The 14,590-nt window shown below is 45.2% G+C and carries 16 protein-coding genes; 8 read left to right on the top strand and 8 right to left on the bottom strand.

Features of this window, described 5'->3' with window-relative positions; genetic code table 11:
* The first annotated feature begins 26 nt into the window (after positions 1-26).
* Positions 27-491: a zinc uptake transcriptional repressor Zur gene (gene zur, locus VIA_RS02110; protein ID WP_071816269.1), complete on the top strand. Its 465-nt coding sequence runs from the start codon at positions 27-29 to the stop codon at positions 489-491.
* A 17-nt stretch (positions 492-508) separates the two neighbouring features.
* On the top strand, positions 509-970 hold the full coding sequence (locus VIA_RS02115) for a chemotaxis protein CheX (protein ID WP_004410369.1): 462 nt from the start codon (positions 509-511) through the stop codon (positions 968-970).
* 59 nt (positions 971-1,029) lie between these two features.
* Here VIA_RS02115 and cysC read toward each other — a convergent pair whose 3' ends face one another.
* From cysC to cobA, 5 genes are read right to left on the bottom strand one after another with little or no spacing between them, the layout of a single operon-like run.
* A complete protein-coding gene (gene cysC, locus VIA_RS02120; protein WP_004410372.1) occupies positions 1,030-1,647 on the bottom strand; it encodes an adenylyl-sulfate kinase in 618 nt (205 codons plus the stop codon).
* Positions 1,648-1,659: 12 nt separating this feature from the next.
* A complete protein-coding gene (locus VIA_RS02125) occupies positions 1,660-3,384 on the bottom strand; it encodes an SLC13 family permease (RefSeq protein ID WP_004410374.1) in 1,725 nt (574 codons plus the stop codon).
* Positions 3,385-3,409: 25 nt separating this feature from the next.
* A complete protein-coding gene (gene cysN / locus VIA_RS02130) occupies positions 3,410-4,837 on the bottom strand; it encodes a sulfate adenylyltransferase subunit CysN (RefSeq protein ID WP_004410377.1) in 1,428 nt (475 codons plus the stop codon).
* Between the two features lie 20 nt (positions 4,838-4,857).
* Positions 4,858-5,790 carry a sulfate adenylyltransferase subunit CysD gene (cysD, locus tag VIA_RS02135; RefSeq protein WP_071816271.1) on the bottom strand — a complete coding sequence of 311 codons (933 nt, stop codon included), beginning with the start codon at positions 5,788-5,790 and terminating at the stop codon, positions 4,858-4,860.
* 28 nt (positions 5,791-5,818) lie between these two features.
* Complete coding sequence (cobA, locus tag VIA_RS02140; RefSeq protein ID WP_004410381.1) at positions 5,819-6,688, bottom strand: uroporphyrinogen-III C-methyltransferase; 870 nt, start codon at positions 6,686-6,688, stop codon at positions 5,819-5,821.
* 261 nt (positions 6,689-6,949) lie between these two features.
* Here cobA and cpdB point away from each other — a divergent pair, with 261 nt between their 5' ends.
* The 4 genes from cpdB (at position 6,950) to VIA_RS02160 (ending at position 11,039) form a co-directional block, all read left to right on the top strand.
* The gene (cpdB, locus tag VIA_RS02145) at positions 6,950-8,911 is read left to right on the top strand and encodes a 2',3'-cyclic-nucleotide 2'-phosphodiesterase (protein ID WP_004410388.1); all 1,962 of its coding nucleotides are present in this window, start codon (positions 6,950-6,952) and stop codon (positions 8,909-8,911) included.
* A gap of 127 nt (positions 8,912-9,038) precedes the next feature.
* On the top strand, positions 9,039-9,596 hold the full coding sequence (locus VIA_RS02150; protein WP_174269818.1) for a Crp/Fnr family transcriptional regulator: 558 nt from the start codon (positions 9,039-9,041) through the stop codon (positions 9,594-9,596).
* Positions 9,597-9,670: 74 nt separating this feature from the next.
* Entirely contained in the window at positions 9,671-10,123 is a 453-nt protein-coding gene (locus VIA_RS02155; RefSeq protein ID WP_004410393.1) for a GNAT family N-acetyltransferase, read from the top strand.
* Positions 10,124-10,127: 4 nt separating this feature from the next.
* On the top strand, positions 10,128-11,039 hold the full coding sequence (locus VIA_RS02160) for a DMT family transporter (RefSeq protein ID WP_040896641.1): 912 nt from the start codon (positions 10,128-10,130) through the stop codon (positions 11,037-11,039).
* Here VIA_RS02160 and VIA_RS02165 read toward each other — a convergent pair.
* A complete protein-coding gene (locus VIA_RS02165; protein ID WP_004410398.1) occupies positions 10,985-11,548 on the bottom strand; it encodes a LysM-like peptidoglycan-binding domain-containing protein in 564 nt (187 codons plus the stop codon). The genes VIA_RS02160 and VIA_RS02165 overlap by 55 nt on opposite strands.
* Positions 11,549-11,781: 233 nt before the next feature.
* Here VIA_RS02165 and bamJ point away from each other — a divergent pair, with 233 nt between their 5' ends.
* Entirely contained in the window at positions 11,782-12,402 is a 621-nt protein-coding gene (bamJ, locus tag VIA_RS02170) for a BamJ family beta-barrel-assembly machinery protein (protein WP_004410401.1), read from the top strand.
* Between the two features lie 140 nt (positions 12,403-12,542).
* Positions 12,543-13,046: a DUF2780 domain-containing protein gene (locus VIA_RS02175; protein ID WP_004410403.1), complete on the top strand. Its 504-nt coding sequence runs from the start codon at positions 12,543-12,545 to the stop codon at positions 13,044-13,046.
* A gap of 125 nt (positions 13,047-13,171) precedes the next feature.
* On the opposite strand, the gene rplQ is transcribed toward VIA_RS02175, so the two are convergent.
* Both rplQ and VIA_RS02185 read right to left on the bottom strand, forming a co-directional pair.
* The gene (gene rplQ, locus VIA_RS02180; RefSeq protein ID WP_004410405.1) at positions 13,172-13,552 is read right to left on the bottom strand and encodes a 50S ribosomal protein L17; all 381 of its coding nucleotides are present in this window, start codon (positions 13,550-13,552) and stop codon (positions 13,172-13,174) included.
* A 25-nt stretch (positions 13,553-13,577) separates the two neighbouring features.
* Positions 13,578-14,570 carry a DNA-directed RNA polymerase subunit alpha gene (locus tag VIA_RS02185; protein WP_004410407.1) on the bottom strand — a complete coding sequence of 331 codons (993 nt, stop codon included), beginning with the start codon at positions 14,568-14,570 and terminating at the stop codon, positions 13,578-13,580.
* Positions 14,571-14,590 lie beyond the last annotated feature (20 nt).

The following is a 14,590-nucleotide window of genomic DNA, read 5'->3' on the forward strand; positions in this document are numbered from 1 at the left end:
AAATGGTATATTATTAAAAATGTCCATTGGTAATGGTGATAAGTTTGGACCTGCAGTTAGTAAAACAAATAGAAGAGATATGCACTGCCCGTGGCGTAAGGCTCACGACTCAACGAAAACGTGTGTTTGAGCTGATTTGTGCGAGCCCGAAAGCATCCAGTGCTTATGAGCTATTAGAAGAATTGAAGCTGAGTGAACCTCAAGCAAAGCCTCCGACGGTTTATCGTGCATTGGACTTTTTGCTCGAACAGGGATTCATCCATCGCGTTGAATCGACCAATAGCTACATCCAATGCTGTTCTTGCAACGCTCATAAACATTATTCGCATCTATTGATATGCGATAAATGCAGTAACGTTATTGAACTACAAGATGATAGTTTGGTAGCCTTGTTGGCAGATAATGCAGAGAAGCACGGCTTTACCATCATTAATCACGTGATTGAATCACACGGTATTTGTCAGTCATGCTCCTCTGACAAAGCGAACTAAAGATATAGAAGAAGATTATGCGCGCTGAATTTGTAAACCCGTTTTTAGCATCATTGATGAATGTTTTAAAAACGATGGCTTCACTGGAATTGAAGCCACAGAAACCTCGTGTAAAGAAAGATGAAATTGCACGTGGGGATGTATCAGGTTTAATAGGGATGGTTGGCACGCAAAGCCGTGGCTCGATGTCTATTACCTTCGATGAGAGTCTTGCTCTAGAGATCATGCAAAACATGCTAGGTGAACGCCCTAACGGTTTAAATGATGAAGTGACCGATATGGTTGGTGAAATCACCAACATGGTGACAGGCGGTGCGAAACGTATCCTTGCGGAAAGTGGTTTTGATTTTGATATGGCAACTCCTGTTGTTGTATCAGGTAAAGGCCATACCATTCGCCACAAATGTGAAGGCTCGATCATCATCATGCCTTTCTCATCTCAGTGGGGTAATGCATTCATCGAGATTTGTTTCGAATAAACGAATGCTTTGATTGAATCAGATATAAAAAACGCTTCCTAAGGAAGCGTTTTTTATTTTTAGCTAATGATGCCACGCTCTTGTAGCGCAACAAGGCAGTCATCAACTAATGCCCCAATGCTTTTTTCACCCGCCAATAAGTCTATTTCCGGGTTAAGTGGCACCTCATACTCAGAGTCGATACCAGTGAAGTTGGTAATTTCTCCTGCTCGAGCTTTCTTATATAGTCCTTTCGGGTCACGCTGCTCACACACATCAAGCGACGTATTAACAAACACCTCGAGAAACTCACTTTCTGGCAGCATTTCTCGCACCAGTTGTCTCTCTGCGCGGTGCGGTGAGATAAACGCCGATAATACAATCAGACCCGCATCGGCCATTAATTTAGCCAACTCACCAATACGGCGGATGTTCTCACGGCGATCTTGTTCAGAGAAGCCAAGATCACTACATAACCCATGACGAACGTTATCGCCATCTAATAGATAGGTATGATAGCCCGACTTCGCTAAGCGAGTTTCCAGTGCACCGGCAACCGTTGATTTGCCAGCACCCGATAATCCAGTAAACCAAAGCACGACTGGCTTTTGATTTTTAAGCCCAGCACGAAAAGCTTTGTCGATTGCATGTTGATGCCACACTACGTTTTCGTCTTTAACGGGAGTCTCCGTCGTCATAATTGCGTCCTTTTAAAACGGGAAGAAGATCGGGATTAGCGTTAACACCAACACGGAGTAAACAATTGAAAGAGGAATCCCGATTCGAACATAGTCCGTTATTTTATAATTGCCCACGCTATAGACCAGCAAGTTGGTCTGATAGCCGTAAGGAGAGATAAAACTTGCGCTGGCACCAAACAGTACTGCCATGATAAAAGGCATCGGGTCGACACCATAACCTACCGCCATGCTGTAGCCGATGGGAAAGGCCAAGGCTGCTGCGGCATTGTTGGTCACAAGCTCAGTTAGAATAAGCGTTAACAAGTAAGTCGCGACCAGTGCACCAAATACCCCCCAGCCGTTAAAGCCTTCAATAAACATCTGACCCAAACTGACGGATAAGCCAGTCGATAACATAAGCTGAGCGATTGAAAGGGCAGAGCCGACGATCACAACAATATCAACCGGGAAACGTCGACGTAATTCACCAAGTTGAATCACACCACTAAATAAAGCCGCCAGTAAAAAGACCGATAGACCTTTAATGAGTGGCACCATATCCAGTAATGCCAATGCAATCACACTCGCAAAGCCCACTAGCACCAGCGAGGATTTATTGGCATCCAAACGAGCACTGGAATCTAAATCATTGATTAAGACAAACTCTTTGCGATGTGCTTGCTTCTCTTGTTCAAAGCGCTTACCCGGTACCAGCACCAAGGTATCGCCCGCATTCAAGGTGATGTTACCTAACCCACCTTGTAAGCGTTCATGACCACGTCGAATCGCGACTACAACCGCATCAAAACGATCACGGAAATGGCTAGACTTTAAGGTTTTATTACAAAAACTGGCCGATGAGCTCACCACTACTTCAACAAAACCCTGACCATTTAAGTGGTGCTGACCAAATAGCGTTAGACCTTGAATTTCTTGCAGCGTCGCGACACTTTCAATATCACCACAGAACAGTAATCTATCTCGAGCTTGCAAGATAAAGTCAGGCTCGACTGATGGCATAGTTTCACCATCGCGGACCACCTCAGCCAAGAACAGTTTTCGTAATGCACGTAAGTTATTTTCACTAATGCTACGGCCAACTAGTGGAGATCCCGGCTCTACCCTCGCCTCTAAGAAATACGGCAGATCGTCCTGACTTTGATCGTCATAATTCGGCAATAGATAGCTCAAAGGGATCAAGATCAACAGGCCGCCGACCAATACAGACAGACCGATCATGGTCGGAGCAAAAAAGCTCAAACTTGGTAAGCCTGCATCTTCAACAAAGCTATTAATGATCAAGTTGGTGGAGGTCCCGATCAAAGTTAAGGTACCACCAAGAATAGCGGTGTATGAGAGCGGAATTAATAGCTTTGACGGTGCATGTTGTTGATTGCGCTTAATCGCACTAATCAAAGAAACAACCACTGCGGTATTGTTAGTAAATGAAGAAAGTAATGCGGTAGATAAACCCAATTTAGCGACAACAGTGCCTAAACAACCAGTGGACAAAGAGCGGCCTACCCAGCTAATTAGGCGGGTTTTTTCTAGCGCTGCTGACGCTAAGATCAGCAGCACTAAAGTAAGTAAGGAAGAGTTAGTGAAATTGGTTGCAACTTCACTAACGTCTATCATCCCAGCAAGAAAGGCAATAAATGCAGCGCCAGCAAAGATATGACTCGGCTTTATTCGCGTTGTCAGTAAGCAAGTCACTATGCCGAGTAAAATTGCCAGTACAAATCCTTGCTGCCACATAATGCTTCCTCGAAACTCTGAGTGTTTACTTAAGCAATTGACTGATATCTTTCGCTTCCCAGTGCGGGAAGTGCTTACGAACCAAAGCATTCAGCTCAAGTTCAAACGCAGAAATATCGGCCGTATTAGTTTCGACACTAGATAGGCTCTCACGCACCAGACCAGCACCGACAGTCACGTTGGTTAGGCGGTCAATGATGATAAAGCCCCCTGTATCTTGGCTCGCAAGATAGTTATCCAGTGCCACAGACTCTGTTAGTGTCCACTCACACAGTCCAATACCATTGAGTGGTAATTCAACCGCACTGTGACTCGAAAGGTTGTTGATATCGTATTGATGACGAATTGCTTCAACGCGACCAACAGTTTTTTTGCCCGCGATCTTGATGTCATACTCACGCCCCGGCTGCAGCGCTTGCTCTGTCATCCATACCACATCCGCAAGCAGGTGATTGCTCGACTCTACCTGTGCACTCTCTAGCACAATCAAGTCACCACGGCTGATATCAATCTCATCTTCGAGCGTCAGCGTTACCGCTAGACCCGCTTGAGCCTGATCTAAGTCACCATCAAATGTGACAATACGAGCCACTTTCGATCTCTTTCCAGAAGGTAGCGCTTTGACTTCATCCCCGACTTTGACTGAACCTGACGCAATCGTGCCAGCAAAGCCACGGAAGTCGAGGTTTGGTCGATTGACGTATTGAACAGGGAAGCGGAACTCACCCACCTCTTTGTCCTGGTCGACATCAACGTTCTCAAGGATCTCGAGTAATGACGGTCCTTCAAACCAGCTTAGGTTTTGACTCGCTTCAACCACGTTATCGCCCTCAAGCGCAGACAATGGCAAAATCTGAATGTCCGTTTCACCTTGTAGGTTTTTCGAAAATTCTAAATACTCGTCACGAATCTGTTCAAAACGCTCTTGTGAATAATCAACAAGATCCATTTTGTTTACCGCGACAACAAAGTGCTTCAGACCTAATAGATTTGAGATAAACGAGTGACGACGCGTTTGATCAAGTACCCCTTTACGCGCATCAATCAAGATCACAGCAAGATCACAAGTTGAAGCACCTGTCGCCATGTTACGTGTGTATTGCTCGTGTCCAGGCGTATCCGCAATAATGAACTTACGCTTTTGCGTCGAGAAGTAACGGTATGCGACGTCAATGGTAATACCTTGTTCACGCTCTGCTTGCAGACCATCAACCAACAGTGCCAAATCTGGACGCTCACCGGTTGTACCCACACGTTGGCTGTCATTGTGAACTGCCGCTAGCTGATCTTCATAAATTTGCTTAGAGTCATGCAGTAAGCGACCAATCAGTGTACTTTTCCCATCATCTACTGAACCACAAGTTAGGAATCTAAGTAGTGATTTGTATTGATGCTGTGTTAGGTATCCTTCAATACCAAGCTCTTCGAGTTGAGCTTCAACTACGCTATTCATTTTCTTTCCTTAGATCCTTGTTAGAAATAACCTTGACGCTTTTTCAGTTCCATCGATCCTGACTGATCGTGGTCGATCGCTCGTCCTTGACGCTCACTCGATGTCGCAACGAGCATCTCTTCAATAATGCCGGTCAGGGTATTCGCTTCTGACTCAATCGCACCCGTTAGTGGGTAGCAGCCAAGAGTTCGGAATCGCACACTTTTCTCTTCGATTTTCTCACCCGGTTGAAGTTCCATACGCTCATCATCGACCATGATCAGCATGCCATCACGATCGACAACAGGGCGTTTATCTGCAAGGTAAAGCGGGACAATTTCGATGTTCTCTAGGTAGATGTATTGCCAGATATCCAGCTCAGTCCAGTTTGACAATGGGAATACACGGATACTTTCACCCTTGTTGATCTGACCGTTATAAGTTTTCCATAACTCTGGACGCTGGTTCTTCGGATCCCAAGTATGATTTTTATCGCGGAATGAATAGACACGCTCTTTAGCTCGAGACTTCTCTTCATCGCGGCGCGCGCCGCCAAATGCAGCATCAAAACCATACTTGTTAAGCGCCTGCTTTAGGCCTTGCGTTTTCATGATGTCAGTGTGCTTTGATGAGCCATGCACAAATGGACTACAACCCATTGCTAGACCTTCTGGGTTCTTATGAACCAAAAGCTCAAAGCCATATTTTTCTGCCGTACGAGCGCGGAATTCAATCATTTCTTTGAATTTCCAATCGGTATCTACGTGCAGTAACGGGAATGGAATCTTACCTGGGTAAAATGCTTTACGAGCAAGATGCAGCATCACCGATGAATCTTTACCTATCGAGTACATCATCACTGGGTTATCAAACTCAGCAGCAACTTCACGGATGATATGAATACTCTCCGCTTCTAGCTGCTTTAGGTGGGTTAAACGTTCTTGGTCCATGTTAGTGCTTCCTTTAAGGCTCATCATGAGCTTCGACTAATCAAATAATGAGTTATGCAAATTGGCGTTGTTGAGATTGTTGCTGTGGCTGTGGCGTGAACCACGCCAGCTTCTCTGACAGTGACACCACTTCACCAATGACGATAAGAGACGGCGATTGCGCGTCTTTAGCAAGTTCAGCAAGTTGAGAGAGCTGACCTTTAAAAATTCTTTGAGTTGCTTGAGTGCCACGCTCAATAATGGCGATCGGCGTCTGTGGGTTACGGCCATGCTCAATCAACTGGTTTTCAATGTATTCGGACTTCATTAGCCCCATATAAATCACCAGTGTTTGATTGCCACGGGCAAGGGTCGACCAATCCATTTGATCACTTTCTGCTTTTAAGTGGCCGGTAATGAACATCGCAGACTGAGCATAATCACGGTGAGTCAATGGAATGCCTGCGTATGCGGTCGCACCCGCTGCTGCGGTAATGCCTGGAATGACTTGAAATGAGATACCAGCATCGGCGAGCACTTCAAGCTCTTCACCACCGCGGCCGAAAATGAACGGATCACCACCTTTAATGCGAACTACGCGATGACCTTGCTTAGCAAAGTCGACTAATAGCTGGTTGGTTTTCTCTTGCGGAACACTATGGTGACCAGCTCGCTTACCGACACAAACTAAAATGGTGTCGCTGGGTACTAGCGCCATTATCTCGTCCGAGACAAGGTAGTCATAGAGAACCACATCGGCTTGCTGCAAAAAGCGAATCGCTTTGAGTGTCAGTAGTTCAACATCACCCGGCCCTGAACCGACAAGCGCGACCTCACCTGGCCCAAGGAGACTCTGCCCTATTGAATTCAGATCCGTTCGATTGCTGCGCTGTGCGTGCTGACTACTCAGTGGGAATTGAGAGATCGTATCCTTGCTCGCCATAATGTCACCCTTTCCATTTCTCTTTGGGCATTATGGCGTTGTAGTTATATTACCGGAAATTCTAAAATTTCATTTTTTATATCAATTTCTGATAAGGGAATTTGTTATAAGTGATTACGAATTGATCATTTTTGAGAGACCCTAGGCAGAACGCCATAAAGTAATTGGTCAAGATCACACTTTACTATTCACTGAAGTCATTGTTTCATTCCGTTTTGTTACATTAAGCGACGTCTAACTTAACGCTATCGGAGCTTAAAAATGAAAGTAGCAGTGAAACCTCTGTCTCTTGCTGTACTAGGTGGTATGTTGACTATGGCTGGCCCAGCTATGGCAGATACAATCAAACTACGTATTGTCGAAACGACTGACATTCACACTAACGTCATGGATTACGACTACTACAAGGACAAACCGTCACAAAAAATTGGTCTAACTCGTGCCGCTACTCTAGTTAAGCAAGCTCGTGCGGAAGTCGAAAACAGCGTTCTTGTTGACAATGGTGACCTTATCCAAGGTAGTCCAATGGGCGACTACATGGCAGATAAAGGCATTGAAGCGGGTGAAGTACACCCAGTTTACAAAGCAATGAACCAGCTAAACTACGATGTCGGTAACATTGGTAACCATGAATTTAACTACGGCCTTGAGTTCCTAGCTGAAACTATCAACGACGCAGACTTCCCATACATCAGTGCTAACGTTTTCGATAAGAAAACCGGTAAGCACTACTTCAAGCCATACATCATCAAATCACACACCTTTAAAGATGTAGACGGCGTTGAGCATGAAATTAAAGTGGGTTACATCGGTTTTGTACCACCACAAATCATGGTTTGGGATAAGAAGAACCTTGAAGGTAAAGTCTTCGCTAAAGACATTAAAGAGTCGGCAGAAGAACTTGTTCCTCAAATGAAGAAAGAAGGCGCTGACGTAATCGTTGCGATCCCTCACTCTGGCGTAGCCTCTGACCCATATAAGCACGGCGCTGAAAACTCGACTTACTACCTTGCAGAAGTTGAAGGCATCGATGCGATTGCGTTTGGTCACTCACACGCCGTATTCCCAGGGAAAGGCTTTGACAACATTCAAGGCGTAGATAACCAAAAAGGTACTATCAATGGTGTGGCATCAGTAATGCCGGGTCGCTGGGGTAGTCACGTCGGTGTTATCGATCTTGAACTAAAAGAGAAAGATGGCAAGTGGACTGTGGTTGACGGTCAATCTGAAGCTCGCCCTATTTTTGACAAGGCTAACAAGAAACCTCTAGCGGAAGCAGACGCTGATATGGTTAAAGCACTAGAAGCTGACCATAAAGGCACACGTGAATTCGTTAACCAGCCAATTGGTAAAGCTAATGATGTGATGTACAGCTTTTTAGCACTGGTTCAAGACGACCCAACAGTACAAATCGTTAACCTAGCACAAAAAGATTATGTTGAGCGCTTCATCCAAGGCGACCCTGACCTATCTGATATCCCAGTGCTTTCTGCTGCCGCGCCATTTAAAGCGGGTGGCCGTAAAAATGATCCAGCAAACTTCACTGAAGTTGAATCTGGTCAGCTTACCTTCCGTAACGCAGCCGACCTTTACCTATACCCGAACACGCTCGTTGCAATGAAGGTAACCGGTAAAGAAGTGAAGGAGTGGCTAGAATGTACTGCAGGTCAATTTAAGCAAATCGACGTTAACAGCACTGAGCCTCAAAGCCTGATCGACTGGGATGGCTTCCGTACTTATAACTTCGACGTTATTGACGGCCTGAACTACCAAATCGATGTGACCAAGCCAGCGAAGTACGATGGTGACTGTAAGCTAGTTAACGATGATGCTGAGCGTATTGTTAATCTGACTTACCAAGGTAAGCCAATCGATATCAAGCAGGACTTCATCATCGCAACGAACAACTACCGTGCATACAGCAACAAGTTCCCAGGCACTGGTTCTGAGTTTGTCGCTTTCGATTCACCTGATGAAAACCGTTCTGTTGTGGCATCTTACATTACTCGTGTAAGTAATGAGAAAGGCGAATTCACTCCTAGCGCAGACAACAACTGGACATTTGCACCAATCAAATCAGATAAGAAGTTAGACATTCGCTTTGAGACTTCACCAAGTGAGAAAGCAGCTAAGTTCATTGACGAGAAAGGTCAATATCCAATGAAACGTGTCGCGACTGACGACGTGGGCTTTGCGGTATACCAGATCGACCTGCAGAAATAATATGATTTGCTAAATGAGTCAAAGCCGCAATTTCGATTGCGGCTTTTTTGTCTTCTCTCCTCGCTCACACCCAGATAAAGATTTGCGCTACACTCTTGGCTATCACTTTTATCCATGTAACTTGATCATGTTTGACGCTTTCCAACAGCAGTTGGCTAATAACGGCTTTACCCAACCAGAAATTACGCAGCTATCTGACAGTGCACACTTTATTGAGCTTCCTACTCGCCATATTTTGCTTCATCAAGGCGAAGTCGCCTCTGAAATACACTTTCTTATTCAAGGTATCTGCCACTCGGCCTATTTAACCGATAAAGGCAAAGAATTTAGCAAAGAGTTCTATTGGGAAAATGACTGGATAATTGGTTTTGAAAGCCTCATCAAACAGCAACCATCACCTTATTTACTTGAATCTCTTACACCGTGTTCAATTCTGTCACTGCCGATTGAAACATTGCGTGTTTGGCGCGAGGAAAAACACAGTATTTATCTTAAATTGCTCGAAACTCAACTGATGTACAAAGAAAACAAAGAGCGTTTTATGCTGCTCTATAGCGCTGAAGAACGTTATGAACTGTTCGGCCAGCACTACCCCGAGCTACTTGAGCGATTAAATGATTACCAAATTGCGGCGTATTTAGGTATCACTCCCATCAGCCTTAGTCGGATCAAAAATCGCCAGTAAAGTTAACAATTGTTAATGCAGCCGAAGTAGTGACTTGCTAGATTCGCTTTATCACTTCTTGAAGACGAAACCGTATGATCACTTGGCAACTTACCCCTTTTTCAGATTTAACCACCAATCAGCTTTATCAACTTATCAAGCTCAGAGTTAATGTATTTGTCGTTGAACAAACCTGCCCTTACCCTGAGCTTGATGACAAAGACCACCAAACCGGCGTCTACCATCTATTAGGTTACCAAGGTGAAGAGTTGATAGCCTGCGCTCGCTTACTGCCAAGCGGCATCAGCTACCCATCGGTCAGTATTGGTCGTGTAGCAACTGCCCAAGCTAAACGCGGTGGCGGACTCGGTCATCAACTGCTACAACAGGCGCTGCAAGGGTGTGAATTATTGTGGCCTGGTGAGAGCATCGAAATTGGCGCACAAGAGCACCTCGCTAGTTTCTACGCCAAACATGGCTTCGTCCAAACGTCAGCAATGTATCTTGAAGACGACATACCGCATATCGATATGAAGTTGGATAAGTAATACGATGCGTTCAGCCACCTACTCTGCAATCCTACTTTTAGTATTCGGTAACCTGGCTGCGTCGTTATCCGACGTGGCGGTAAAATTACTTCATGGAGAGGTGTCTGCGTTTCAATATATTTTTATTCGTCAGTTATTATCGACATTGGTTATTGCGCCATTTTGGTGGCGACAGAGCAAACAAAAACGCGCACTGACACACCCCAAAATAAACCTATTACGGGCTCATCTGATCATCATAGGTAGCGGCTGTATGGTCGTCGCAATTACCCATCTAACATTAGCGACGGCCAACGCAGTATTCTATGCTGCGCCCCTAGTCATGCTGCCGTTATCTGCTCTATTGCTGAAAGAAAAGCCTAGCTTGCGTCGTGTCGTAGCGACACTGTTTGGCTTTCTAGGAGTGATGGTCGTGTTAAGACCCACAGAATTTCATTGGGCTGCAATGTTTGCACTCGGCACAACACTGACCTTAGTATTATTCAACATAACTGCGCGTAAGCTGCCAGCAAGCCAAAGTGTTGTTAGCACACTGTTTTGGACATCGCTGCTTTCTTTGCCGGTATCGGTGCTATTAGCCGCCTTCCATTGGACAACAATAACACTCAATCAAATCCTACTTATTTTAACCAGTGCGGGGCTGATACTGGCCTATAATGGACTGGCTGTAATGGCTTATCAACGCGCTCCAGCGAATAACATTGCTGTGGCTGAAAATTCGGGACTAATATTTGTTGCGCTGTTTGGCATAGCTTGGTTTAACGAAGTGCCTAACTGGCTAACGACATTAGGGATAGTGATGATCATACTCCCCCTAATGCCTTGGAAGGGATTGCTCGATGGTCTAAAACATCGTGGTGGTTACTTACTACGACCAAAGCCACCATCAGATAAACGGAAAAACATAACCGATTGATTATTTTTCTCTAGCTGTAGGATATCAAGCTGACCACTATCTTCGAGCTTAAATCGTACCAACTGGCCCTGCTTAATTCGGCTAAGGGGCTTATCTGAACCTTCGACTTTAACCAGAGCATTCAAGTCAGACATCGCTAAGCCATTGTTACGGAAAACCTGTGCCAGCGTATCACCACTTTTCACTTCATACTCTTTCCAAGCATCTGAAGCCAACGACTGTTGTTGGGCATTTTTTTGTTCGCTTAAGCTACGAGTATTGATATTCACTTCAACTCGCTGAGATGGCGTGGCAGTTTCCTCTTGTTGTTGAGGTTCTGGTAGAGGGATGACAAGCAATATTAGCAACAGAGGAACCAACACCGTCAGTGCACGTTGGTGCAGTTTTGGCAACATATTCCATTTGGTCAACACTTGCTGTTTAATCTGTTGCCAATCAATCGAGCTGAACTTTTGTTTCGCTAGATCTAGGTAATCCACTTGTTGCTTCTTTTTCTTTCTGCGATTCATCGCACCTTCTCTCCAAACGGGCTGCGCTACCAGTATAAAAAATCAAGACCTTATGAGTATAGGAATTTTCGCACGAGCAGGTCATTACTCGCCAAAAATTGACAAATAGCATGCTGAAAGTCGATCTAAATCTCACATTACAGCTACCCACCGCGTATCCGCCCACTGGCATTTCATCAAGCGGCCATTACTGGTATCCTTTACCCTTTATACACCATATAAAGAGAGACACCATGTCTGAAGTTAAATTTGAGACTGTAGAGCAGAAAGCAAGCTACGGTATCGGTCTACAAATGGGTCAGCAGCTAGCTGGTTCTGGTCTTGAAGGTCTAAACGTTGACGCTATCGCTGCAGGTATCGCAACAGCACTAGTTGGTGAGCAACCAGCTATCGAAATCGACGAAATCAACAACGCACTACAAGAGCTACACACTCGCGTAGAAGCGGCACGTCAAGAAGCAGCTAAAGCAGCAGCAGCTGACGGCGAAGCGTTCCTAACAGACAACGCTCTACGTCCAGAAGTGACGGTACTTGAGTCTGGTCTTCAGTACGAAATCATCACTGAAGGTACTGGTGAGATCCCAACTTCAGACAAGCAAGTACGTGTTCACTACCACGGTGAGCTAACAGACGGTACTGTATTCGACAGCTCTGTTTCACGTGGTCAACCTGCTGAGTTCCCAGTAACTGGCGTAATCAAAGGTTGGGTTGAAGCACTTCAACTAATGCCTGTAGGTTCTAAGTGGAAACTATACATCCCTCAAGATCTAGCATACGGTGAGCGCGGCGCGGGTGCTGCTATCCCTCCATTTGCTGCTCTAGTGTTCGAAGTAGAACTACTAGACATTCTTTAATCCATAGCGATTAATCATAAATAAAGCGGCGATACTTAGGTATCGCCGTTTTTATTTATAGAATTAACATGTCCATAGCATTTCACGCACCATTAGGTATATGATTCCGAATGATATTAAACAAATTATAAGGAAATGATATGCAAAAACGCGTCCTAGTCACTACTGCACTAGCTATCGCCCTAGTAGGATGTCAGTCGACAAGTGAGCAATCACAAACAGAAACGACTTCTACCAGTTCAGCATACAGTTCACTTGCAACAGCTGCTCTCACAGGAGCTCTCAGCGCTTGGGGCCAACAAGGTGCTGCTAATACAGATCTTGCAGGGCAAATCCAAACAGCAACCAATGTCACATCAGACCAAGCCATTGGTGGTGTGGGTTCTCTATTAGCACTAGCGCAGAACTCTTTAGGCTCAAGTCAGAATCAAGAACTAGGCTCTTTGATCCCAGGCTATGATGTTCTCGAAAGCACTGGCTTATCTAAAATGATCACCGACAGCGGCGCGGTAGAGAGTGCATTTTCAGCTTTAGGTATGGATCCTGCGCTAGTGAGTTCGTTTGCACCTTTAATCATCAATGCGCTTCAAGCTCAAGGTGCAAGCAGTGCACTAACTTCTGCGCTATCTGGAATTTGGCGATAAGGAAAGCGGGTAATTTCATTGAGAAGAGGTCGATAAGAATATCGGCCTTTTTAATGGAAAAGTGGAATTACAGACACAAAAAAGCCGAGCTAATGCTCGGCTTTCTTTGTTCTTACGAACTGAGATTACTCAGCAGCTTCTTCAGCAGCTGGACGATCTACAAGCTCAATGTAAGCCATTGGAGCTTTATCGCCAGTACGGAAACCAGCTTTTAGGATACGAGTGTAACCGCCCTGACGAGCAGCAAAACGTGGACCTAGTTCGTTAAACAGTTTTGCAACTACTTCGTTGTCACGAGTACGTGCAAATGCTAGACGACGGTTAGCAACGCTGTCAGTCTTAGCTAGTGTAATCAAAGGCTCAACTACGCGACGTAGCTCTTTTGCTTTTGGCAGTGTAGTCTTGATAACTTCATGACGTACTAGAGAGCTAGCCATGTTGCTAAACATCGCTTTACGATGTGAGCTATTGCGGTTGAGTTGACGACCACTCTTACGATGGCGCATGACCTAATCCTTCTAACTTTATCGATTAATCTTCAGCGATAGACGCTGGTGGCCAGTTTTCTAGGCGCATGCCCAGAGACAGACCACGTGATGCAAGTACGTCTTTAATCTCAGTAAGAGATTTTTTACCAAGGTTAGGCGTTTTAAGTAGCTCAACCTCAGTACGCTGTACAAGATCACCGATGTAGTGAATCGCTTCTGCTTTCAGACAGTTAGCAGAGCGAACTGTTAGTTCAAGATCGTCTACAGGACGCAGTAGGATCGGATCGAATTCTGGCTTCTCTTCCTTCTCCTCAGGTACACGTACATCACGAAGATCTACGAACGCATCCAATTGTTCAGCTAGGATAGTAGCTGCACGACGGATTGCTTCCTCAGGGTCTAGAGTACCGTTCGTTTCCATATCGATAACAAGCTTGTCTAGGTCTGTACGCTGCTCTACACGAGCTGCTTCAACAGAGTAAGCAATCTTGTCTACTGGGCTGTACGTAGCGTCAACCAGTAGGCGACCAATTGGACGCTCATCTTCTTCAGTATGGATACGAGCCGAAGCTGGAACATAACCACGACCACGTTCAACTTTGATACGCATAGCGATCTCAGCGTTGTCATCCGTTAGGTGACAAATAACGTGTTCAGGGTTAGCGATCTCTACATCACCATCATGGGTGATGTCACCTGCAACCACAGGGCCCGAGCCTGATTTATTCAAAGTAATGAACACTTCATCTTTGCCTTCGGCAACGCGTACAGCTAGACCTTTAAGGTTTAGTAGGATTTCAAGAATATCTTCTTGAACGCCTTCTTTAGTGCTGTACTCATGAAGTACGCCTTCAATTTCTACTTCTGTTACAGCACAACCTGGCATAGAAGATAGAAGAATTCGGCGAAGTGCATTACCAAGAGTATGGCCAAAACCACGCTCTAATGGCTCAAGAGTTACTTTTGCGTGAGTCGTGCTAACTTGTTCGATGTCAACAAGACGTGGCTTAAGAAATTCTGTTACAGAACCCTGCATTGTGTCCTCTCTTTAGTTTA

It is taken from the genome of Vibrio orientalis CIP 102891 = ATCC 33934 (assembly GCF_000176235.1).
GTDB classification, from domain to species: domain Bacteria; phylum Pseudomonadota; class Gammaproteobacteria; order Enterobacterales; family Vibrionaceae; genus Vibrio; species Vibrio orientalis.

Bases quoted from the DNA above. Each gene is read 5' to 3' on its own strand.
- VIA_RS02115 (WP_004410369.1), top strand. From the start codon at position 509: ATGCGCGCTGAATTTGTAAACCCGTTTTTAGCATCATTGATGAATGTT.
- cysC (WP_004410372.1), bottom strand. From the start codon at position 1,647: ATGACGACGGAGACTCCCGTTAAAGACGAAAACGTAGTGTGGCATCAA.
- VIA_RS02125 (WP_004410374.1), bottom strand. From the start codon at position 3,384: ATGTGGCAGCAAGGATTTGTACTGGCAATTTTACTCGGCATAGTGACT.
- cysN (WP_004410377.1), bottom strand. From the start codon at position 4,837: ATGAATAGCGTAGTTGAAGCTCAACTCGAAGAGCTTGGTATTGAAGGA.
- cysD (WP_071816271.1), bottom strand. From the start codon at position 5,790: ATGAGCCTTAAAGGAAGCACTAACATGGACCAAGAACGTTTAACCCAC.
- cobA (WP_004410381.1), bottom strand. From the start codon at position 6,688: ATGGCGAGCAAGGATACGATCTCTCAATTCCCACTGAGTAGTCAGCAC.
- cpdB (WP_004410388.1), top strand. From the start codon at position 6,950: ATGAAAGTAGCAGTGAAACCTCTGTCTCTTGCTGTACTAGGTGGTATG.
- VIA_RS02150 (WP_174269818.1), top strand. From the start codon at position 9,039: ATGTTTGACGCTTTCCAACAGCAGTTGGCTAATAACGGCTTTACCCAA.
- VIA_RS02155 (WP_004410393.1), top strand. From the start codon at position 9,671: ATGATCACTTGGCAACTTACCCCTTTTTCAGATTTAACCACCAATCAG.
- VIA_RS02160 (WP_040896641.1), top strand. From the start codon at position 10,128: ATGCGTTCAGCCACCTACTCTGCAATCCTACTTTTAGTATTCGGTAAC.
- VIA_RS02165 (WP_004410398.1), bottom strand. From the start codon at position 11,548: ATGAATCGCAGAAAGAAAAAGAAGCAACAAGTGGATTACCTAGATCTA.
- bamJ (WP_004410401.1), top strand. From the start codon at position 11,782: ATGTCTGAAGTTAAATTTGAGACTGTAGAGCAGAAAGCAAGCTACGGT.
- VIA_RS02175 (WP_004410403.1), top strand. From the start codon at position 12,543: ATGCAAAAACGCGTCCTAGTCACTACTGCACTAGCTATCGCCCTAGTA.
- rplQ (WP_004410405.1), bottom strand. From the start codon at position 13,552: ATGCGCCATCGTAAGAGTGGTCGTCAACTCAACCGCAATAGCTCACAT.
- VIA_RS02185 (WP_004410407.1), bottom strand. From the start codon at position 14,570: ATGCAGGGTTCTGTAACAGAATTTCTTAAGCCACGTCTTGTTGACATC.